Here is a 23,620-nt window from a genome sequence, read left to right as displayed (position 1 = left end):
AATTAACTTTGCAAAACCTATCGGGTGGTACACGTTTCAAATGCTACCCGGGTCCCTTTTCAAGTGTTAGCTACAACTATGCGAACCGGATCGTTCGATGCTATGTTTTCATCAATTCTTTGTGGAAAAAGAACGGTCTGGTTGGGGGAATGTAAGGACGAAAATGTAACTTTGCCATAACAAAAAACTTTATGTCTAAAGATATAGAAACTTTGGATAATAACAAAGCCCGGGCTTGCGAAGTCTGGGCTTTGCGCATAAAAAAGGGTGTGCCAACGTTGAAGTGCACCTCAAAAGTTAGATAAAAAACTTTTGGGGTCATTTCACATTTGACACAATCTCTTTCTTTTCAACTTTCTTATACTTTTATGACCAAAGAGAAAGAAAAAGATTATGTGCGTTTGAATATGTTAAAATATGACCCGATTTGTCACGTTTAGGTGGTATTTCTTTTTTGTCGAACTAGGAATTTTGTTTTTGCGACCTACAGATTTTCCATTTCCTGTTTTCAGACTGCAAATTTACGAACAATCCATATTTTTATTTCTATATATGTAATAATAACAAATTAAAGAATTTAATAATTCCTTAATATTCCCGAAAGAAATGTGAAATAAAATATATGGAATTTTGCAGCGAGAAAAAATAGTAAGTATGCTTAAACGAATAATTATTGCATTGACCATTGCTTGTTTCGCACTGGCAGAAACGAAAGCTACTCCCAAATATATCTTCTTATTTATAGGAGACAGTATGGGGCTTGGCCATATTATGGCAACGGAAGAATATCTTAGAACCAATGAATTTGAACTTCTCCTTATGTTTGGATTTCCTAATGTCGGAATAATGGCCACATTCTCCGCTTCATCTCCTATAACAGATTCAGCAGCAGCTGGAACAGCTTTGGCATGTGGGCATAAGGCCAATAGATGAGTTTGGAAATATATACAAGAAAAAATGTATAGAACACAAAAATAATGAAATCAATCAATAACTAATCATTATCTTATGAGTGCATTAACAAGAAAATTAATTTTGCTGCTCGTGGTTTGCATAACTGCAATCGGAGCAGCAGCACAGACAAGAACGCTTAGCGGTGAAGTTGTCGAAAAAAGCGGAGACCCGTTAGTGGGTGTCAGTGTATTCAATCGAGAATACAAGATAGGGACAACGACTGACATAGATGGCAAGTTTGAAATCACACTTCCCTCCGGCGTAAAAAAACTGACTTTCTCCTATATAGGCTTTCAACCTTTGGAAATAGATTTGAAGCCTGACGAGAATAAAATAACCGTTACAATGACTGAAGACGCTCAAGCTCTTGATGAGGTCGTAGTGGTGGGCTATGGTACACAAAAAAAGGTTAATCTCACAGGAGCGGTCTCGGTAATTACAGATAAGGAGCTTTCCGATCGTCCGTCCCAGTCACTTACCTCAATGCTTCAAGGTACGACTCCTGGACTTAACATCACGACGGGTTCCGGTCTTCCGAACAAATCTCCATCAATCAATGTACGTGGTACCACTTCAGTAAATGCCACCAATCCTCTCGTCCTGGTAGATGGTGTTGAAAGTGATCTTAGCCAAGTCAACCCAAGCGATGTCAAGAGTATTTCAGTTATCAAAGATGCTTCAGCCGCAGCCATATATGGAGCTCGTGCCGCATTTGGTGTTATTTTGGTCACCACTAAGGCTGGAGAGAGCGATGATGCAACAGGGAAAAGAGCCAGGACTACAGTTCGATACAGTGGCAGATTCGGCTGGGAGGCAAACACCAACAGTACAGATTATGAGGACCGTGGTTATTGGGCTGTCTATACTGCCAACTTATTTGCCAGAGCTAAAGACGGTAAAAATATCATAGACTACACAGATAAGGATATGGCTGAGTTACTGGCACGTGTCAACGACCGTACAGAACACCCGGATCGTCCGTGGATAGTTGAAGATGTACGTAATGGAAAAAAACAGTGGGTATATTATGGAAATTATGACCATTATCACATGAATTTCAGTGATAACCGGCCTAAAATGCAGCATAATATATCACTGTCAGGCGGCATTGGCGATGTAAATTACTTCGTATCCGGAGCGTATGAATACCGTAAAGGCATCTTGAAAGTTAATCCTGATACCTATAACAAATATAATCTTCGGTCTAAAATAGAGTTTCCTGTTACAAAATGGGCGCGATTTTCCAATAACACATCACTTTACTCTACTTCCTATAAATCTCAGGGAAACGGCAGTATAGAAGACACATTCGGATATTCTGCAAATGGTGCATTTGCATGTTATCCCAACAAGAATCCGGATGGAACATGGATATACTCAGTACCTTATCAGAGTACAAAAATGGCAAATGGCCGTCATATTATGATTGGAGAGGGCTCACATCGTAATCTTGAACGCAATATGAGTTTTATAAATACTTCCCGTTTTATAGTAACCCCTATCAAGCAATTAAGTATTACAGGCGATTTTTCATACAAATTTGATCAGGACCGTAATTATTGGCGTTCAAATCATTTGAATTTCAGGATGTATCCTGATTCCGAAATGGACTTTTACGGTATTGGGGCCGGCCAAAACAAACTTACTGAACAGGTTTATACATCGAACTATATATCTGTAAATGCCTATGCAAATTATAATCAAAGCTGGAATGATAAACATAATTTAGCCGCAACATTTGGTTTCAATTATGAACATTGGCATAAAAAAAATCTCAGTGCAGTAGGTTATGAGTTATCATCAGATGACCTCGATGACTTGAATCTCGCAACAACCATGTTTTCAATGGGAGGTGGTCAGAACGAATACAAGCTTGCAGGATGGTTCGGACGTGTCAACTATGATTATGACGGACGTTATTTTGCTGAGATTAGCGGACGTTATGATGGTACTTCCCGTTTTGCTTCCAATAACCGTTGGGGATGCTTCCCTTCCGGTTCCGTAGGCTGGAGAATATCCGAAGAAAAATTCATGGAATGGGCACGCCCGTCACTTAGCAATCTGAAATTCAGGGTTTCATACGGAAGTCTGGGAAACCAGAACGTATCTTCTTTTTATACGTTCCTTCGTATGATTACTCTCAGTGACTTTGACACATTCAACTTTGGTTCTGATACAAAGGCGAAATATTCGTCTATCGGAGCACCCATAGCACAAAACCTTACTTGGGAAACGGCACGTCAGTGGAATATTGGTGCAGATCTAGCGATGTTCAACAATCGTTTGAATTTTACCGGAGACATTTATGTGCGAAATACCGTTAATATGCTTACCGATGGTATTGAGCTTCCCGGAGTATATGGTGCCACTCCTCCGCAGATGAACACGGCGGACTTGCGGACAAAAGGATATGAACTTTCTGCCACATGGCATGATAATTTGAAGATATTCGGTCACAACCTTTCTTATTCTGTTTCTGCCAATCTCAGTAATTATGATGCACGGATAACACGTTATGATAATCCTGAGAAAGTATTTGCAAAGAGCTACTATCCGGGCATGAAACTTGGTGAAATATGGGGTTATCATGTAGATGGTCTGTTTGCTTCTGATGAAGAGGCAGCCCAATATTCATCCCAGGTAGATCTTGGAGTTGTTGCCAAGAATCTTCCTCAAGGAACATGGAGGGCAGGTGATCTTAAATTTGCTGATCTTGATGGGGATGGTAAGATATCTGTAGGTGAGGACTCTGCTTTGAATCCGGGTGATATGAAAATCATCGGAAACGAACTTCCTACCCTCCAGTATGGATTCTCTGGCTCCCTAAACTATATGGGATTTGATATTTATGCCTTCTTCCAAGGAACCGGCAACCACTATTGGTATCCAAATGGCTATAATTACCAATTTTGGGGTTCATTTTCGGATCCTGTGGCAGGATATATACCACGTAACTTTATCGACCAATGTTGGTCGAAGGACAACCCGGGTGCATATTTCCCCCGCCCTCTCGGACAGTCAGCAAAAAATGGTCAGTTAAGCTTTGTAAATGACAGGTATCTTCAGAATATCCGCTATATGCGTTTCAAAAATCTGACAATAGGATATTCTATCCCCGGAAAAATACTTTCAAAAGTATCAATCCAACAATTGCGCGTATATTTCACAGCCGAGAATCTGTGTTACTGGTCTCCCATAAAGAAACATTCCAAATATATTGATCCGGAAGCCGCCTTCAGTCGCAGCAGCAATCAACTTAATGCGATGTATTATCCTTGGACAAAAACCTATATGTTCGGAATTGATATAACATTATAATTAACAGAGAATATGAAAATAATAAAATATCTGGTTTTCACCGTAGCTGTCACTCTGATGTGTGGGTGCAACGATGAACTTGACCTTCTGCCGAAGGACAGAATGTCATCGGAAGAATATTTCCGTACAGCTTCAGACCTGGAGCTCTTCACGAATCCTTTATATAATAACATCCTTCCCAAAGTTCAATACAAGGATCAGAGCGACATTTATGTATGTCAGTCGCTCTCCAATGAGCTGATGGGGGGCTCCTATCGTACCGTCCCCGCTTCAGGCGGTGGATGGTCATGGACAGACCTCAGACGTATCAACACTTTGCTTGGCAACATTGACAAATGCGAAGATTCCGATGCCGCCGAAAAATATTCGGCTGTCGCCAGATTCTTCCGTGCGTACTTCTATGCTGACAAAATCGAACGATTTGGCGATGTGCCTTGGTACGATACCGAACTAAGCGATACTGATCCTGAACTCTACAAGCCTCGCGATTCCCGCGAGTTAGTGATGCAGAAAATGCTGGAGGATCTCGATTTCGCAATCGAACATCTTCCCTCCCGCAACAATGAGGCTGAAGCCCCCTATAAAGTAACCAAAGGTGCTGCTCTCGCTTTCAAAAGCAGAGTATGTCTGTTTGAAGGTACTTATCGTAAGTATCACAACTTACGGATTGAAGGACATGACGCAGACTATTACTTGGCCCAATCGGCTGATGCAGCAGGCAAGCTGATTGACAGTGGTGAATATTCGCTTTATTCTACCGGCTCTCCTTCTACCGACTACAATATTCTCTTTGCAGAGGATGATGCCAATCCGAACGAATATATCCTGGCCATTAGCTACCGCTATGCAATCTTTAACAATTCACATGGATCAAACGCACACATGTTGTTGAGTAATCAAGGACGTCCCGGCTATACCCGCAAGATGGTTTGTATGTATCTTAATTCAGATGGAACCCGATTTACTGACCGTCCCGGTTGGGAGACGATGGGATTTAATGAAGAGACTGTAAACCGTGACCCCCGTTTGGCTCAGTCTATACGTACTCCCGGTTATACACGAATCGGAAAGAAAGAGATTCTCGCTCCGGATCTCGGCGTTGCAATCACGGGATATCAACCTATCAAATTCGTACAAGATCCCACGGCTGCCGGAGGCAATACCGACAGGGCAAGCTATTCAGTAAATGATTTACCTGTCATCAGATATGCTGAAGTCCTTCTGAATTATGCAGAGGCAAAGGCCGAACTGGGGACATTGACGCAGTCGGATCTTGACCGCTCCGTAAATCTGCTACGTGGTCGTGTCGGTATGCTCGGGATTGACATGGGGATGTCGAACGCTATCCCTGATCCATATCTTTGCGACCCTAAAACCGGTTTCCCAAATGTGAATGGTGCCAACAAGGGTGTCATACTTGAAATACGTCGTGAGCGTACCGTTGAACTCGTACAGGAAGGCTTCCGTTGGTCTGACCTTATGCGATGGAAAGCAGGATATGCAATAAATGACTCTGATGATAAATCATTTTCTCCATTTATGGGAATGTATATTGCAGGAGCTGGAGAATATGACTTATCCGGTGATGGGAAAGTTGACGTGATTTTTTATAATCAGGGTACTCCTAAACCCAATGCCGGAGTTGGAGTTCAGGTATATGCTCTCGGAAAGGATATATTGTTGTCAAATAATGATCATGGCTACATATATTACCACAGGAGTGTTCCAAGAGTTAACTTCAATGAACAAAGAGATTATCTTTACCCAATTCCTATCCATGAACGCTCGCTGAATAATAGCTTGACACAGAATCCTGGATGGGATGATGGTTTAGGTTTTTGATAATCTTAAATTCTTCATATAAAACAATGAAACAACTTATAATTATTACCCTCATCTTTCTTGTTGGTCAAGTAAAAGCATCAGGGCAAACATATTACACCGAGGCTACAAATAGTGATATGTTACATCAGGCAAATCGTACAGGAGCCTCCACTCGCGTCGAGTTCATACTTCCCGATTCCATCGAAGGATATATCCCACTGAAGGCGGATCTTCATCTTCATACATACTTTTCTGACGGACATCTGTCGCCGTCTGCTCGTGTCCGAGAAGCTTGGCTCGATGGTCTTGATGCTATTTCAGTGACTGATCACATTGAATATCATCCCGCCGATACTGATATGATAGGTTATCTAGGAGCTACACTCCCTGATGGTATCGAGGCTCATAATGTGAATAAAAAAACTAATGTTAAACCAAAGCAAGATCTGAACAAATCTGTTGAACTTACCAAGAAAGCTGCCGTCAGCTATGGTCTGCTTATTATTCCCGGTATAGAAATCACACGTGAGCCAAAAGGTATCGGGCACTATAACGCTCTGTTCACAACAGATAACAATGGCATATATGACCCGGATCCTCTCACCGCAATTCGCAACGCCAAAGCTCAGGGAGCTTTGGTGATGCATAATCATCCCGGTTGGCGCCGTGAATCGATTCAACACCCAGATTTTGAACTAAAAGCATACGGCGAAGGGCTTATTGACGGAATAGAAGCCAACAATGGCACAGCATTTTGTCCCGGAACTATAGACCGAGCAAAAGAAGACAACTTATTCGTAGCATCGACGACCGACCTTCACGATACATCGTTTGAGGAATATATTGGTAGAGGACTACGTCGGGACATGACGATAATCTTAGCTAAGGACCGTTCACTTGATGCAATGAGAGATGCTCTTGAAAATAGACGTACCATCGGATATGGTGCAGGAGGGACATTAATGGGACAGGAATACCTTTTACGTCAACTTTTTATGAGTTGTGTTTCCATCTCTCCCGTAAATGGTCATAATATCCAACTCAAGAATCCTACTTCTTTGCGTTTTATCATTCATCCGGATGGAAAAAATCCTATTGTACTCCCTGAATTTAGCTCAATAATTTTGTCTGACAAGGACCGCGGGTTCTCTGTAGATAATGCATGGACAGGAGCTGATTCATTTTTAAGAATATCATTATAATCAAACTGAGATAATGAAAAAGTCAATAAATATCCTATTTTTTACGTTGATGCTTGCGGTTTTTTCTGCTTGCATCAACGATAATGAGCCGATAATGGCAAAAGCTGTACTCTCAAGTACAGAAAATCTTTCTTTCGAGTCAACTGATGCTGAGAGCCTGATAATCACCATATATGCTGATGCTGAATGGAGAGTCGATACGCCTGACTAGATTACTGTTACTCCTTCAAATGGTGTCGGACTCACAGACGTGACCGTTTGCGTTAAGGATAATTATAGTGATGGAGAAGTTGACAGTCCACGCACAGACAAAATAGTCTTTCATGAGTCAAAACTCTCCAGCTATGCCTATGTTATCGTCTCTCAAGAAGGCGACTGTTATCGAGGAATCTCTGAAATTTCAGTGAAAGATATATTCTCTACTGACGATCATTCATTTATTATAGTGAAAGACGCTGTCGTCAACATAGTAAGTGGAAACAGTATGATTATTTCTGATAAGTTCAGTCTTGAAGCAATGTGTGCGACTACTATTACTGATGTCAAAGCCGGAGATGAAATCATTTTGTATGGGCAAAAACTTACTGATGAAAACTCCTGTGTGACGATAAAGACAGACCGAGTAGATATAATCTCATCAGGAAATTTCATAAAATATCCCAATTCGACAGATATTTACGACTTTGACAATAAAATAGATGAATGGTCATTCATAATAGTTGAAGGAGTAGTTAACGGTAACACCATTGAATTGAATGATAAGTCAACATTTTAGGTTAAGACCATCTTATTGGAATCTAATTTAAATGGGGATATTCCCAAAATAAGAAAAATTAAGGCAACTAATTTATTGCGAGTTAGTTGCTTTTTTGTATCTTTAAGCATTGCCCCCAAAAACGGTTTGACGGCCAAAACGGGGGGAATCTAAACTAAAAACACATGGTAAAGATACAAAAAATCTCCGGAATCGAACCTTGTTTAGGTTTTACTGAGTTCGATATGCTAAAAAATATCGTCAAAGTTTTGCAACGAGTGAATTAGGTCGACTCCATGCTCTCTTCCCTTTTTCGGAACAGGTCCGACAAATGCATTTGAAGTCTTCTCCTTTGGGGCGTAAAAGTTATTTTCTCCCGAAGGTAAAATAGCCTTGATGGTCCTGAAGTCCTATGCCAACTTTTCCGATGCACAACTGATTGAACATTTAAACGGTAATATTCATTACCAGTTGTTTTGTGGTGTTCAGATTGATCCGCTTCATCCGCTGACCAATCCTAAAATCGTCAGTGCGATCCGCCAGTTCCTGACGAATCGCCTTGATGTTGAGTCCCTCCAGCTTATTCTTGCCGGGCATTGGAAACCTTATCTTGAGAACCTTCATGTCTGTATGACGGATGCCACCTGTTATGAAAGCCGTCTGCGTTTCCCTACTGATACCAAACTCTTATGGGAAGGTATCGTATGGCTTCATCGTCATCTGTGCAAACATTGCCGGAGATTGCACATACAACGTCCCCGTAACAAGTATCTTGATGTAAGCCGTGCCTACCTTGTTTACAGTAAACTGCGTAAACGCAGGAAATCACAGACCCGTATGATTACACGCGGGCTACTTCAGTTGTTGGAAAAGTTGCTTGACCAGCTGGAGCGGATTCATTCATCCTACGGGAACAGGCTTACACTATCCTCTGATTACCAAAGACGATTCTCGGTCATACAGACGGTTCTTGAGCAAGGGAAGAATTTATTTGCAGGCCAAAAAGTGTCCGACCGTATCGTGAGTATCGACCGGCATTACCTTCGCCCCATTATCAGAGGCAAGGAAACCAAATCCGTTGAATTCGGAGCCAAGGTCAACAATATACAGATAGATGGAATCTCCTTTATAGAACATATCTCCTTTAAGGCTTTTAACGAAGGAGTACGTTTGAAAGACTGTATTCATCTGCAACAACAACTGACCAAGGTTAGGGTTAAGGCGCTTGCAGCGGATTCAATCTATGCCAATAATGCCAACCGGAAATTTTGTACTAAATATCATATAAGTACTTCCTTCAAGCGTAAGGGTAGAGCCGCCAAAGATGAGCCGCTTCGGAAGATCTTACGGTCGGAACTCAGCCGTGAAAGAGTTACCCGGCTGGAAGGAAGCTTTGGAACGCAGAAACAATATTACTCACTGGCCAGGATAAAAGCCAGAAACAGGAAAACGGAAATGCTTTGGATTTTCTTTGGGATACATACGGCCAATGCGGTATGCATGATAGAAAAGGTCGAAAAGAAAAAAAGAAAGGCAGCATAATCTGACTAAAATAAGAGGAAAAGAGGAGAGGTTTTAACTTCCACTAAAAAAAGATATATACATAATGCATGGGTGGGAAGAAAAAATAAGAATATGTAAATAATGTTCTATGAAAAAGATAGAAGACTGGGAGAATTGAACGAAAAAATCAAGAGAAAAGCTCACGTAAAGTAAAACTTTTCTCTTAATTTAGAAGAAAGAGGAACATTTACTGAATATCCCTAAATGGACACCTTATCAGAGTTACCGGTTACTATGCGGGTCATACTTCGTCAGTTTCATTCATAATCCCCGTTATTATTGAGGATAAAGGCAGGTCAGGCTATTCTGCAATTTTTGTAAAATACTTAATTATAAACGATTTACGTTTAATTATCACCATTCTGTTTTTTACTGTATTTTCAAATATTACTTACACAAGTAAACACAATCAATTCTTTGTCTAACTGAAAATAAAATAGTTATCACTCACTTTATAGATCATAGGTAACACTTTAGAAACGATCGAATTACAATATTCTGTTTTATTCTGCATCAACTCAAAGAACCTTTTTTCAAGACAAAAATATAAAAACGAATGTACGGCACTGAGGATATTTGTATGTCGTACATTCGTTTTTTTATTATTTGTCATCATCGATTCCATTCCATGACAACATAATTCTACTCCTGACGTTCAGAAAAGGATGTAGTGTTTTCCGATCCCCTTCCTTATAGTCAATAAGAAGATTTTTATTCACTAGAATACAATATTTTGCATAAATCAATAATTTGTTGTATCTGGTAATTTTGTACCCTATAAAATTTAAAATTGAAGAATTTATGGCTACAGTAAAAATTAAGTTCAGACCATCCTCGGTGGATGGTAAAGAGGGTACAGTTTATTACCAAGTGATTCATGTACGTGTGGCAAGACAGATTAGCACCTCATACAGGCTGTTCCCCGCCGAGTGGGACAAAAGGCGGGCCCGTATCGTCGCCGCTCCGTCCGATGAGGGAAGACGGCAACACCTGTCACTGCTGGAGGGTAAGATAATGGAGGATACCGAGAGGCTGGAGGGTATCATCACAACCCTGGAACGGAGAAGGGGGGCTTTTACGGCCGACGACGTGGTTTCCGCCTTTAACGGCGGACATTACAGCCTGTCTTTCCCCGTCTTCATGCGGGAGGTCATAAACGGCCTGAAACGCCTGGGCAAGATACGGACCAGTGAGACCTACACCTCCACCCTCAACAGCTTCATACGGTTCATGGAAGGGAGAGATGTGTTGCCCGACGATATGGATTCCGATCTGATGGTCGCATACGAGGCATGGCTGGAATCGGGCGGGGTTTCCATGAATACCATTTCCTTTTACATGCGTAACTTGCGGGCGGTATATAACCGTGCCGTGGAGAAGGGGCTTACTGTCCAGCGTTTCCCTTTCAAACATGTCTATACCGGAGTTGAGAAGACTACGAAACGGGCGGTACCCCTGCATGTGATAAAGCGGCTCAAGTCATTGGACCTGTCATTTGAGCCCGCAAAGGCTTATGCGAGGGACATGCTACTCTTCAGCTTTTATACAAGAGGAATGTCCATGGTCGATATGGCGTTCCTGAAAAAGAAGGATCTTAACAACGGCATCCTCTCATACCGGCGGAAGAAAACCGGCCAGCAGCTCCTTATAAAATGGGAGCCGTGCATGCAGGAAATCGTGGACCGTTACAACATCCCCGGATCCCCGTACCTTCTTTCCGTTATCGACAGACCGGGAACAGATGAGAGGAAACAATATATCAACGCCTCCCACCGTATCAACAGGCATTTGAAAGTTCTTGGGAAGGAACTGGGGATGTCCGTCCCCCTGACCCATTACGTGGCGCGCCATTCCTGGGCCAGCGCGGCCCGGAGCAAGAACATCCCGATTTCGGTGATCAGCGAGGGTATGGGACACGATTCGGAGACAACAACGAGGATCTACCTGGCCTCGCTGGATACCGCCACCATTGACAGGGCAAACAAGTTGATTTTGAAATCCTTGCAGATATAATAGAATATTGAACAAAAGGATATTCAGGAGGAATTGGAGTTGACTCCGTTAAAACCATAGACTTTGTCATATCATTATTAATGTATATGCCGCAAAATTAGGAACTTCTAATCTGGTATACTATGCGTCATCGCGGAGACCTTTACAATAATGTTGAGTAAAAATTGTCGTCTCTTCATAAGAGATGTATAATTGAATGCAAAAATACACAAAATATTGAGAATAACCACAAAAATGAACAAATAATGGGAATAAAATATGGACTGATCCTTGAAACTGCCAAACAGGCTGTTGAGCAAAGAGTTTCCTAGAAGAAAGCAAAGTGCTTATTATCAGATTGTTTTATTCACATGTATCACATTATACATCTCTTATGAAGAGAGGGAGCTATAGAACACTTGCTCAAAAAAGAATGGGACGGTTCTGTAGCACATTTTTTACACTTAAACGGATACATTTATGGACGGAATATTAAGTTTTGTTTATAAATTAAAACTGATCGGGCGACAGCTGCCAGATGGCACAACACGGATCAAAGACATAAATTAGTTTGAGCGACGATGTCACTGTATAGTACAGAAACTCAACCTAACGCCATGGGGGGCAAAGCGGAGAACGGACCAGAGACGATTTCTGATCCGGAGGTAAAGAAATATACCGGAAACAAGGAGATAACATCCTGGTGCTATTTGTTTATCCATCATGCCAAAGTAGAAACTGTGAGCAAGAAATTGCAAACAGAACAATACCGTATCTTTGTTCATAAGAGTATCGTCTATAAACGTGGGAACAAGCGGATAAAGAAAGAGGAACAGGCAACCATTTCCGGCCTTGTCTTTATCCAAGGTGACGCTAACAGGATTCAAAAATTCTTAAAAGAGAACTTTTTCAATTTATATTTAGTGAAGGATTGCAGTACCGGAGAAATAGCCGCCATACCTGACAGTGTGATGCAACCTTTCATGCGGGTGTCGGAAGTTATTCCCACCCGTATCCGTTTCATGCCCCACTCCTTTGATTATTATTCTGTGGGGAATCCTTTAGTCCGGATTACTTCCGGTATCCTTTCCGGCCTTGAAGGATATCGCATCAGAATCTCCCGTGACAAGTGCCTGGTCACTTCCATTGGAGGAATGACAGTGGCCATTGGAGGCATATATAAGGAGAGTTTCGAGAATCTGGACGAATATGTCCGTCTGCGGAGGAAGCAGCTGGAAAAAATCAGGCAATCATCGTATGTCACATTCACACCGCTTCAAAAGGAAATAGACGGCTGTTTTTTTACACCCCAAAATCAATTGGATATAATGGGCATGGCGGAAAATCTCACGCCGTGGGTTACAAGGATGAAATCCGATATGGTAAAAAAGAACTTTGATGAAGCGGTGGAAATAGCGTTCTTCCTGCTTGAAGAAACAGGAAGCTATTTCCGGAGTATATATTACGATTCCCATATCGGAGACATGAAAGACATGATGATAATATGTGAAAAAGCGGATCAAATTCTGGTGTCTGTTATAAACTGCATGGATATATCTGTGGATTTGAAGGAAATTGTAGAAACCGGACGGGAGTCGCTGGCAGTTCGTTATCCTTTTTTGCCAATAGAATAATAAACGGATGTCATGATTATTGCTGTTGATTTTGACGGAACGATTGTGGAACACAGATACCCGCGGATAGGGAAAGAGATTCCTTTTGCCATTGCCACCCTGAAACAGTTGCAGGCCGAACGGCATTTGCTTATTTTATGGAGCGTGCGTGAAGGGAAACTGCTGGAAGAAGCGGTGGAATATTGCCGCACCCGGGGCGTGGAGTTTTATGCCGTCAATGCCAACCATCCGGATGAACAGGTAAAACCGGATATGACCAGCCCTTGCAGGAAAGTTAAGGCTGACTTGTATATCGATGACTTGAATATCGGGAAATTACCCGATTGGGGAGCTATCTATGAGATGATACATAACCGATGGAGCTATGAATGCTATTTGAATGAAACACATGATTTTAAGCGTTTTCAGAAAGCATCATGGTGGAAAAAATTGATAAATAAAAAGAATACACATTCAAAATATGAAAGGGAATGAGGCAGGAACAACCAATCGTGAAAAAGGGGAGAAATTTCAAAGCGGTTGGTTTCGGGAAATAATCCTTATTGTATTAACAGCCATTTGTACAACGCTTGCAACACAAATATTTTACAAACAGAATATTACGTCACAAATAAAGATGGAAGTTGCAAAAGATTTGGTATTGGAACAATATCATATATATAATAAGGTAAAGTCTTTAAAAGAACATTACCAGATAATTACTTATAAAGGGAAGTTCAATGTACGGGAAAATAAGATTTCCATATACGTGGACCAATTTAAAAATGAGAAAGGTAAAAAGGAAATTCTGGATTCGGTTGTAAAACAAGATACAATAACGATTGTTGCTCCGACATTTATATTTCAAGATTCAGTTTACGATATATTTATTGAAAATCTGCACTATATCAGAGACAACTTGAATGAACTTGAACCAGAAACATACGAAATTGCTGTCCAATTGTTTGATTTATTAGAGAAACATCCAATCCCCGCAAAAGATAAACGAATAAAGTATGTTTTGGTTTCAGGCTGGAATGAGAAAGAAGTACAACAAAGATTCGAATATCTCATTCATGAAATGTATAATCACTTTCAAAATCGTTTAGACCAATATTTTCCCTAAATATAGGGTTGGATAGACGTAAGTGGATTCTGACCAAATTAGTGGTAAATATGTACTTACTCGAATTATGAGGTAAATATAGATGTCATCATCAGTAGTAAATAGAAAAAAAAAGGATTGTTGTGGGTGTAATGCTTGTATGGAGATTTGTCCGAGGTGTTGCATTACCATGATTGCTGATGCAAAAGGCTTTCATTATCCGAAAGTAGATACAACCGCTTGCGTTGACTGCGGAGCTTGTAAGAAGGTATGTCCGTTTGAGGAGGAAAATATAAAGTTGAATATCCCTCTCACAGCTTATGCGGCATGGAACAAGGATAGGGAGGAATATCTTGCAAGCTCGTCCGGTGGAGCCGCCCATGTGTTTTCATCTTATATTATAAGACAAGGAGGCGTTGTTTACGGCTGTACATCTGAAGGAATGCATATCCGCCATATTCGGGTAGACTCTTTGTCGAACTTATTCAAACTGCAAGGATCGAAATATGTGCAAAGTGATGTCAGGGGATTATTCAGTCAGGTAAAAGCCGATTTAAAATCCGGGAAACCAGTACTGTTCGTCGGTACCCCTTGTCAAGTAGCTGGACTGAAAAATTATATAAAATGGATCCCGGAACATTTGTATTTGGTGGACCTGATTTGTCATGGTGTCCCGTCGCAACAGATGTTGAATGAGCATATCCATCATATACTAAAAACGTCCGCGGAACAGCTGTCCTTCAGAAAAGGACAGCTATTCCGCATCGAGATAACATCTCGATGCGGTACAGTGTATTCCTCCGAACCTTACGGAGATACGTATTTCAGGGCGTTTCTGGACGGAATATCTTATAGGAAAAGTTGCTATCACTGCCCGTTTGCACGCAAGGAAAGAGTAAGCGATGTCACGATTGGTGACTTTTGGGGATTGCAAGATGCGGCATCACTTCCTTTAGAGATTTCAGAAGGTATCAGCGTATTGTTACCATCTTCAGAAAAAGGGAAATCGCTGATTGCCGCAGCAAAATCAGATATGTGGATTTATGAACGTAGTGTCGAGGAAGCTGTAGAAGGAAATACACAATTGTATCGCCCGGTTCACAATGGTTTATCTGCCAGACTTTTATCTATGCTATATCCGTATTTCCCATTTGACAAAGCGGTAAGAATAGTAATAGTCAAGGATTTGATTCTTGAGTCTTTGAAGAATATACTCAGATCATTCAAACCTGTGCTTATGCCTATAATCAATGTCATACGCCGATAACAAACGCATAGCTAAGAACACGATATACCTTTATATAAGGACATTCGTGTCGATGATTGTGGCTCTTTATACTTCACGCAAGATTCTTGAAGCTCTTGGCGTAGATGATTTTGGCATATTCAATGTGGTGGGTGGTATCATCTCGTTAATGTCTTTTATCAACGGTTCAATGTCGGTGGCTACACAACGCTATCTTACCTATGAGTTAGGTAGAGGTACGGAAGGGCAATTTAACAAAGTATTTAATATGGCGGTATATATTCATGCCATAATTGCTGTCATTGTTCTGATTGCGGCGGAAACGATGGGCGTTTGGTTTGTGAACACACAGTTGAATATTCCTGAAGTGCGAATGGAAGCAGCCAATTGGGTGTTTCAGGCCACAATACTAACAACAATTTTAGGAATACTACAGACACCTTACAATGCTGCTATTATTTCGCATGAGCACATGCACATTTATGCATACGTAGGATTAGGGGAAACTTTAGCCAAGCTGTTTATTGTTTGGGGACTTTTTTATTATCCATACGACAGGCTTTCTATTTGGGGATTCGCCATATTTCTCCTTCAATTTTTAATAGCCATGATTTACCGTATGTATTGCAGCCGACAATTTCCCGAATGCAGGCTTCATTTGAGATGGAATAAGGCAATCTTTAACTCTATGGTCCAATTTACGGGTTGGAATATGTTCGGAACTATTGCATGGTTATTAAAAGATCAAGGCATAAACATATTGATGAATTTGTTTGGTGGTCCTGTTGCAAACGCAGCACGGGGTGTATCTTGCCAGGTTTCGGGAGCCATACAAAATCTTACCGGTGGGTTTCAGAGTGCCGTAAATCCACAACTGACCAAAAGATATGCAGCCCATGAATCAGAGGAAACTTGCGACCTCATGTGTAAAAGCTCAAAAATCTCTTATTTTTTGCTTTTTACCATTGCATTGCCAGTCATGATGGAGACAGACTTCATTTTGGATTTGTGGTTAGTAGAAGTCCCCCCCATGACTGCTTCGTTTACGCGCATCATTATTATCGAAGCCTTATTAAATGCCTTTGGAGGTCCCATGATAACTTCGCTCATGGCAACAGGAAATATAAAATGGTATCAAATTGTAGTCAGTTCATCATTGCTATTCATTATTCCTGTGGCTTATTTGTTGTTGAAAAGTGGTTATTCCATTGAAACTCCATTGATAGTTTCGGTCATATTCATAATGATTGGGAATATTGTCAGGCTTATGTTCTGCAAGAAACAGCTTGGTCTCGCATTCAGGCAATATACTTGGAACGTAGTCTTTCCTATTGCGGGCGTAAGTGCTTTAGCCATTATTTTTCCGTTAGGCATTCATGTTTATATGACCGAGGGTTGGAGCAGGCTTCTGATTACCACTTTCGTATCATGCACAGCTATGGGAATTTTGACTTATACCATTGGCCTGACAGCATCCGAACGTACATTCATTATATCTTATGTGACACCCAAAGCAAAAAAGTTTTTCCATATAGATTAATTGTATGAAAAAAGTAGGAATCATCACTTTCCATGCCGCATATAATTACGGTTCTATGCTTCAGGCATACGCTTTACAGCAAGTAATTCTGAGCATGGGGTATGACTGTGAAATCATTAATTTCCGGAGTCCTGCCCAAAAGCGGCAATATAAGCCCATCTTTGTGGTAGGATCGTTTTATGGCAGATGTGTACGCTTTATCATACAAGCGGCATACGTATGGGGAATATTGAAAAAACAGCGATTGTTTGAACAATTCTTAAATAGTGAATTGAAGTTGTCTTATAATGAATATGGAACATTGGAAGACTTGGAAAATGCAGGATTCAATTATGACTATTACATATCAGGAAGCGATCAAATCTGGAATGTATATTGCAATGACTTCAACTATGCTTACTTCCTGCCTTTTGTAAAATCAGGCAAACGTATTGCTTATGCTCCCAGTATGGGTGCCCAATTAAGCATAAAAACATACAAGGATAGAAAGAAAGTCATTGATTTATTAAACCAATATGATGCAATCAGTGTAAGAGAAGCTGTTGGAGCCCGGTATATAGGAGAAATAACCAAGATGCCTACTGCTTCTGTTCTTGACCCAACTTTGCTGCTGAATCCCCAAGAATACGACAATTTGATAGATGACAAGCCTTTGATAAAAGGCGAATATGTATTTATCTACTCTCCTAATTTCACTGAGAAAGTCAATGAAATGGCTGAAGCATTAGGTGACAAATACAACAAACAGGTTGTCATCTCACAAGGGCTGATAAGTAAGAATGCCATGCTGAAATGGGGTAGGAAATTTAATATATATACGGCTACAGGTCCCAAAGAATTTCTTAATTTGTGCAAGAATGCTTCCATCATTTGTTGTGATTCATTTCATGCTGTAGCATTCTCCATTCTCTTCAAGAAATGTTTTTTCGTTCTTGACGGAATGAAAGATAACCGCATATCCAACCTGTTGCAAATAACACATCTACAGAATAGGAATTTTTCATCACCAAATGAGTATTTTAACGCTCCATTACAAATGGATTTCACCCAACCTCTTGGGGCTCTGGAAATAGAACGCCGGAAAAGTTTGGAGTGGTTGAAAGAGCATCTTGATGTTTGTTAGAATAAGATTCTATCAATGCAGTTACAATTCTTTATTCAGGAATCGAGGGTTTTAGAAAAATAAAATGGGAGCAATGGAAAAACATGCTTTTTTGATAATTGCCCACACAGATTGGAGCTTGTTAAAAACATTGGTATCATTATTGGATTATGAATTGAATGACATCTACATCCATATTGATGCTAAAGTTCCGGCAAAAGCTATTCCGGACATAATTTGCAGCAAAAGCAATTTATATATGTTGGAACACCGCATTTCTGTCGCATGGGGTGATATAAGTGTAGTCGAAGCAGAGTATCTGCTTTTTGAAATAGCTTATAATAATAGCCATTATGGTTATTATCATTTATTGTCAGGCGTGGACTTACCGTTAAAATCAAAAGAGTATATATATTCTTTTTTTTATGCAGTCTGGCAAAGAATTCATTGGTTTTTGCCCTTACAATGATACACTTTCGGATATTCGTGTCAGAACGTATCATTTTTTTGTCAGTAAAATGCGGAACAACCGATTTTATAGGTTGTTAGACAGGATTATCGCAAAATGTTTGGTCGTTTTTGACTGTTTAAGAAATAAAGAAATATATTTCAGGAAGGGTTCCACTTGGGTAAGTGTTACAAACGATTTTGTAAGGTATATGCTAGCGAATAAAACCATGGTGTTGGAATTGTATAAGCATACGTTCGGAGCAGATGAGTTTTTCATCCAGACCTTATGTTGGAATTCACGGTTTCGGAATAGTGTATATGATTTGAATGATGAATATAATGGTTGTCAAAGGCTGATCGATTGGGAACGCGGCTGGCCGTACACTTGGCAAGAAAAAGATTACAACGAATTGATTGCTTCAGAGTACTTATTCGCAAGAAAGTTCTCTTCAGAAAATGCAGAATTAATCAATAGGTTGACAACATTCCTAAATACCCAGAATTGAACATGTTACACCCAACAATCACACCCATTGATTCACTAAGAGGTATTTTTGACTTGTTGATAGTTTGGCATCATTTGACACTAACAGAAGTATCTCCATATCATTACGATTTTGGCAGTACCATTGTTCTTTTCTTCTTTATTCTGAGCGGGTACGGCATATCATTGTCGTGGAAAGATAAAATAAGTGAAAAAGGGGGCGGTAAAAAATTCCTGTCCCGTCCTTGTTCGGGGTATTTGCTCAAAGTTGCCAATAAAATGTTTAACGAACTATAGGAATGAAGACAATTTCAGTCATAGTCCCAGTTTACAATACGGAAGCTTACTTGGACCGTTGCATCAAGAGCTTGTTCTGCCAGTCGTATGCCGACTTGGAAATCATCCTAGTGGATGATGGCTCTAAAGATGGCAGTTTGCGGATTTGCCGGAAATGGGAACAACGTGACAGTCGTATACAGGTTATATCCCAACCCAATCTTGGTGTGTCTTCGGCTAGAAATGAAGGGATAAGAAAATCAACAGGCGATCTTATCATGCTGCTTGATAGTGATGATTGGCTGGCTGCTGATGCATGCGAAAAACTATTGGCACTAATAAAAGGGAAAAATGCCGACTGCATAGTTTGTGGGCTCAAACAGACAAGTGGCAATATATGGGCTCCTGCATTTGACAAAGACTATTCAGATTTGGCTTCATTCAAGTGTGACTTTATTTATTGGATAAACACGGAACTATTAAGTTCATCGGTGAATAAGATATATAAGCGTGGACTTATAACAGAGTTATACCCTGAAAATATGTCTTTCGGTGAAGATTTGGTCTTTGTATTGAATTATCTGAAACATTGCAATCGAATATCATTTACTCAAGAACCACTTTACCAACATGAAGTGTATAATTCAGTTTCATTGACACATTCTTTTTCCCCTGCACGTTTCTCCAATTTGGAGGATATTCAAAAGGCCATTTTAGATTTTGCAGACGATAAGAATAAAATCAACCCACGAATTTACGATAAATATGTGAAGGATGCGTTGCATTTGACAAGAATGTGGTATAAAAACAAGAATGTTCCCTATATAAGAAAAAAGGAAATTATAGGTGAATGGCTGAAACAGTCTTATATAAGAAAGCTGAAAATTTCCGATTATCAATTACATTGGAAAGACCGCATGTTGCTTCATAGCCTACACATGAGTTGCTTTATCGGAATAAATTGGATTGTCAATGGGAAAGAATATATCAATTCCCTTTCTAAAGAATGATATGCAAATGAAATACACGGCTGTGATACGAACATTAGGCAAGGGCGGAAAAAATTATCAAAGATTGCTTGATTCCTTACTTGAACAGACCATCAGACCGACAAGCATTCTCGTGTATATCGCTGAGGGTTATCCTTTGCCTAAAGAAACGGTCGGTATAGAGCAATGTGTATACGTAAAAAAAGGTATGGTTGCACAAAGGGCTTTAGCGTATGATGAGGTATCAACTGAATATTGTCTGTTTCTTGATGATGATGTTTATTTACCACACCACGCAGTGGAAACCTTTTATAATGAATTAGTTGGACAGGATGCACAAGTGATTTCTCCATGTGTATTTGCCAATCATGAAGTAGCCATAAAGGATAAGATACGTTCAAGCATATTGGGCAGAGAAGTCTGTCGTCTATGGAGTCGGAAGTGGGGCTACAAAGTTTTAAGAACCGCAGGTTTTTCCTATAATAATCATCCTGTAAAACCGGTGTATGAATCACAATCTAATGCCGGACCCTGTTTTTTTTGCCGGAAAGAAGATTTCCTGAAAATTCATTATGAGGAAGAATTGTGGTTAGATAAAACTTACTATGCTTTTCCTGACGATCAAGTCATGTATTACAAAATGTATAAAACCGGTCTAAAAATACTGACCTCTTTTGATTCCGGTGTCATACATTTAGATGCAAGTTCGACCGTAGAAAAATCCAAAGAGAAAACAGAGAAACTGATCTATTCCGAATACCGAAACAAACTAATATTTTGGCACCGGTTTATTTTCCTGCCGGAAAAGAACTTATTATTAAAATTTTGGTCGGTGATTGCCATTTTTTACGTTTACGGCATTCAGGGCATGAAATATGGCGTGAAATGTTTGTTCGGTAATAAGGATATGTCAGTGGCTTATATAAATGGAGTGGTGGACGGATTTTCATTTTTAAGAAGTGAGGGATATAAGAAACTTCCCAAAATCAAATCGTGTCAATGAAAAAGAATATCATGTTTATGATGCCTGCCTTGCCGGGAGGAGGAGCGGAAAAAGTTCTTATTGATATTTTAAAGAACTTTGATTACGCATCTTATGAGGTGACATTGTTCTTGGAATATAAGGAAGGTGTTTATTTGAATGATGTTCCTGAAGAAGTGAGAATATTGGCTTTACATTCGCAAAATACAATATGGTTTGAGCGATTTCACCGTGTTTTAAGAATTTTTCATAGCTATGTCCTCTTTCATACGCTTGTATATAAATATATGTTTATGAAACTTCTGAAAGGAGAACAATTCGATACGATTGTTTCGTTCATGGAGGGAGCTGCGGTAAAGTTTCATTCTTATATCATACACAAAGCGAATAACAATCTTTCTTGGGTGCATATCGACTTAAAACAGAAACATTGGTCTTTAGATTTCTTCCGAAACGAAAAGGATGAATTTAGAGTCTATAGAAAGATGGATAAAATCGTTTTTGTATCGGAAGATGTAAAAAGGATGTTCTTGGAACTATATGCAATAGAAAATGATAAATGTAAGGTTATCTATAATCTGATTGACAAGAATGTTATCCAACGATTGGCTGTATCGAACAATGCCATAAAAAGGAAATTCACAATTTGTATGGTCGGACGGCTTAATAGACAAAAAAGATATGATAGGGCATTAAAGGCAGCCAAGTGGTTGAAGAGTGATGGCTATGATTTTGATTTATGGATTATCGGTGAAGGAAGCCTTGAAAAGCCCTTGAAAGCAATGAGCCATGGATACGGAATGGATGACCGCGTACACTTCTTAGGTTTCCGGAAACCTTCCTATCCTTATATGAAAGAAGCAGATATATATCTAAACACATCGGAAGCGGAAGGTTATCCTTTGGTTGTTTGTGAGGCCTTATGTTTAGGGCTGGCAATCGTAGCTACAGATATCAGTGGGGCGAGTGAAATATTAGCCGGTTCGGAATACGGATTGTTAGTTTCAGAAAAAGATGAGGACATCTACAAAGGTGTAAAACGATTGATGGATGATGCCTCCTTGCGTGAGAAATACCGTGCGAAAGCCTTACAACGGGCAGAAATGTTTGATGTACCTACCACTATGGCACAAATTTATAAGATACTGTAATGAGTAATAAGGAAATCATAAGTTTAGCCATAGACAGATTAAAATTCCCTTTAATCTGTGGTGTGGTCTTCATCCACAATCAGTTAAAGGGTGATATTTCTATCTCGGGACAATCGCTCTCTATACCGGATGCGTCGTGGTACGAGGCCGTCATCAATTTGTTCTCCTACGTTATTCCATGTATAGCCGTTCCAATTTTTTTCATTGTCTCCGGATATCTATTCTTTAAAGAAGGAACTTTTAATGAAAAGCTATATCTCACAAAGATAAAGAAACGATTTTGGTCTTTGTTAATTCCGTATGTTTTATGGAATACTTTATGCCTTCTTATTTTTATATTCGTAAGAATTCCGGCCTTACATGGTTTGTTCCCTAATGTTTCTTTGGAAGAGGTTACCCTGCCCAAAGTTTTATCGGGATATTGGGCGTGCGAGGGAAACGGTTTTCCTTTTGATTTCCCTTTATGGTATGTTCGTGAACTCATTCTTATGGTTATAATTTCTCCGCTTCTATATGTTGTAGTAAAGAAAATGAAAGTTTGTTTTTTCATTCCCATAGTCATCTGTATGTTCTTCTCATTATGCCCGAAGGAATTTGGATTTACATTAAACGCTTGTTTTTTCTTTTCATTGGGATTATATACGAGGTTGTTTTCTCATGTGATAGAATATGTAGAACGGTTGAATTTTATCAAGTATTTGTATTTTCTGCTGATCGCAGCCGATTTATATACAGTGACATTGGGTTTGCCAGTTAATTATTATATACATTTGTTCGTTATTTTCTCTGGAATTTTGACTGTATTCAATTATGTGTTTATCTCGGTTAAAAAAGGAAAAAACGGATGTCTGTTTAAAGAAGAGGTCTTTTTCATTTACGCATCTCACGGATTATTCATTGCTTTCCTTCAAAAGGCTGTTCTGAAAATCATGCGTCCTATAACCGAAGTTGAATTTCTTGCCATATATTTTCTCGTACCGATTCTTACGATTGCCATTTCAATCGGGATGTATAGGTGCATGAAACGTGTAACACCGAAAGTTTTGTCCATATTGGTTGGAGGAAGATAAGATTG

General features: G+C 39.8%; 19 protein-coding genes and 1 pseudogene. All 20 read left to right on the top strand.

Translation table 11 applies throughout. From position 1 onward, the window contains the following. The first annotated feature begins 654 nt into the window (after positions 1-654). Entirely contained in the window at positions 655-933 is a 279-nt protein-coding gene (locus ACESTD_RS16290; protein ID WP_009039976.1) for an alkaline phosphatase, read from the top strand. A 75-nt stretch (positions 934-1,008) separates the two neighbouring features. Further along, positions 1,009-4,272, top strand: coding sequence for a TonB-dependent receptor (locus ACESTD_RS16285; RefSeq protein ID WP_015532660.1), 3,264 nt, complete (start codon positions 1,009-1,011; stop codon positions 4,270-4,272). A gap of 12 nt (positions 4,273-4,284) precedes the next feature. After that, a complete protein-coding gene (locus ACESTD_RS16280; protein ID WP_015532659.1) occupies positions 4,285-6,114 on the top strand; it encodes a RagB/SusD family nutrient uptake outer membrane protein in 1,830 nt (609 codons plus the stop codon). 26 nt (positions 6,115-6,140) lie between these two features. After that, positions 6,141-7,298, top strand: coding sequence for a PHP domain-containing protein (locus tag ACESTD_RS16275; RefSeq protein WP_009039973.1), 1,158 nt, complete (start codon positions 6,141-6,143; stop codon positions 7,296-7,298). 13 nt (positions 7,299-7,311) lie between these two features. Continuing rightward, positions 7,312-7,509 carry a hypothetical protein gene (locus tag ACESTD_RS16270; RefSeq protein WP_009039972.1) on the top strand — a complete coding sequence of 66 codons (198 nt, stop codon included), beginning with the start codon at positions 7,312-7,314 and terminating at the stop codon, positions 7,507-7,509. Between the two features lie 192 nt (positions 7,510-7,701). Next, positions 7,702-8,073 (top strand): hypothetical protein, encoded by a 372-nt coding sequence (locus tag ACESTD_RS16265; RefSeq protein WP_235333238.1) that lies wholly within the window; start codon positions 7,702-7,704, stop codon positions 8,071-8,073. 164 nt (positions 8,074-8,237) lie between these two features. Further along, positions 8,238-9,594 (top strand): annotated as a pseudogene (locus tag ACESTD_RS16260) (transposase). 822 nt (positions 9,595-10,416) lie between these two features. Then, entirely contained in the window at positions 10,417-11,628 is a 1,212-nt protein-coding gene (locus tag ACESTD_RS16255) for a site-specific integrase (RefSeq protein WP_015532658.1), read from the top strand. Positions 11,629-12,188: 560 nt separating this feature from the next. Next, on the top strand, positions 12,189-13,241 hold the full coding sequence (locus ACESTD_RS16250; protein WP_149921999.1) for a transcriptional regulator: 1,053 nt from the start codon (positions 12,189-12,191) through the stop codon (positions 13,239-13,241). Between the two features lie 12 nt (positions 13,242-13,253). After that, positions 13,254-13,715 (top strand): BT0820 family HAD-type phosphatase, encoded by a 462-nt coding sequence (locus ACESTD_RS16245; protein WP_015532656.1) that lies wholly within the window; start codon positions 13,254-13,256, stop codon positions 13,713-13,715. After that, entirely contained in the window at positions 13,702-14,346 is a 645-nt protein-coding gene (locus ACESTD_RS16240) for a hypothetical protein (RefSeq protein WP_015532655.1), read from the top strand. Before ACESTD_RS16245 ends, ACESTD_RS16240 begins: the two co-directional genes overlap by 14 nt. A gap of 169 nt (positions 14,347-14,515) precedes the next feature. Further along, complete coding sequence (locus tag ACESTD_RS16235; protein WP_015532654.1) at positions 14,516-15,592, top strand: Coenzyme F420 hydrogenase/dehydrogenase, beta subunit C-terminal domain; 1,077 nt, start codon at positions 14,516-14,518, stop codon at positions 15,590-15,592. A 52-nt stretch (positions 15,593-15,644) separates the two neighbouring features. After that, positions 15,645-17,111 carry a lipopolysaccharide biosynthesis protein gene (locus tag ACESTD_RS16230; protein ID WP_015532653.1) on the top strand — a complete coding sequence of 489 codons (1,467 nt, stop codon included), beginning with the start codon at positions 15,645-15,647 and terminating at the stop codon, positions 17,109-17,111. A gap of 4 nt (positions 17,112-17,115) precedes the next feature. Beyond that, positions 17,116-18,234, top strand: a complete 1,119-nt coding sequence (locus ACESTD_RS16225) for a polysaccharide pyruvyl transferase family protein (protein ID WP_015532652.1) — start codon at positions 17,116-17,118, stop codon at positions 18,232-18,234. Positions 18,235-18,298: 64 nt separating this feature from the next. Further along, complete coding sequence (locus tag ACESTD_RS16220) at positions 18,299-18,682, top strand: core-2/I-Branching enzyme (protein WP_015532651.1); 384 nt, start codon at positions 18,299-18,301, stop codon at positions 18,680-18,682. Then, positions 18,639-19,169 (top strand): beta-1,6-N-acetylglucosaminyltransferase, encoded by a 531-nt coding sequence (locus ACESTD_RS16215; RefSeq protein ID WP_205128045.1) that lies wholly within the window; start codon positions 18,639-18,641, stop codon positions 19,167-19,169. Before ACESTD_RS16220 ends, ACESTD_RS16215 begins: the two co-directional genes overlap by 44 nt. Positions 19,170-19,446: 277 nt before the next feature. Beyond that, positions 19,447-20,433, top strand: a complete 987-nt coding sequence (locus tag ACESTD_RS16210) for a glycosyltransferase family 2 protein (RefSeq protein WP_149921997.1) — start codon at positions 19,447-19,449, stop codon at positions 20,431-20,433. Continuing rightward, complete coding sequence (locus tag ACESTD_RS16205; protein ID WP_015532648.1) at positions 20,396-21,415, top strand: glycosyltransferase family 2 protein; 1,020 nt, start codon at positions 20,396-20,398, stop codon at positions 21,413-21,415. The genes ACESTD_RS16210 and ACESTD_RS16205 overlap by 38 nt, the downstream gene beginning before the upstream one ends. Continuing rightward, on the top strand, positions 21,412-22,545 hold the full coding sequence (locus ACESTD_RS16200) for a glycosyltransferase (RefSeq protein WP_015532647.1): 1,134 nt from the start codon (positions 21,412-21,414) through the stop codon (positions 22,543-22,545). The genes ACESTD_RS16205 and ACESTD_RS16200 overlap by 4 nt, the downstream gene beginning before the upstream one ends. Beyond that, positions 22,545-23,615 (top strand): acyltransferase, encoded by a 1,071-nt coding sequence (locus tag ACESTD_RS16195; RefSeq protein ID WP_015532646.1) that lies wholly within the window; start codon positions 22,545-22,547, stop codon positions 23,613-23,615. The genes ACESTD_RS16200 and ACESTD_RS16195 overlap by 1 nt, the downstream gene beginning before the upstream one ends. Positions 23,616-23,620 lie beyond the last annotated feature (5 nt).

Source organism: Bacteroides sp. AR20, from assembly GCF_964250605.1.
Lineage (GTDB): Bacteria > Bacteroidota > Bacteroidia > Bacteroidales > Bacteroidaceae > Bacteroides > Bacteroides uniformis.
Note: the sequence above shows the minus strand (reverse complement) of the source record. Positions and strands in the feature narration are given on the sequence as shown.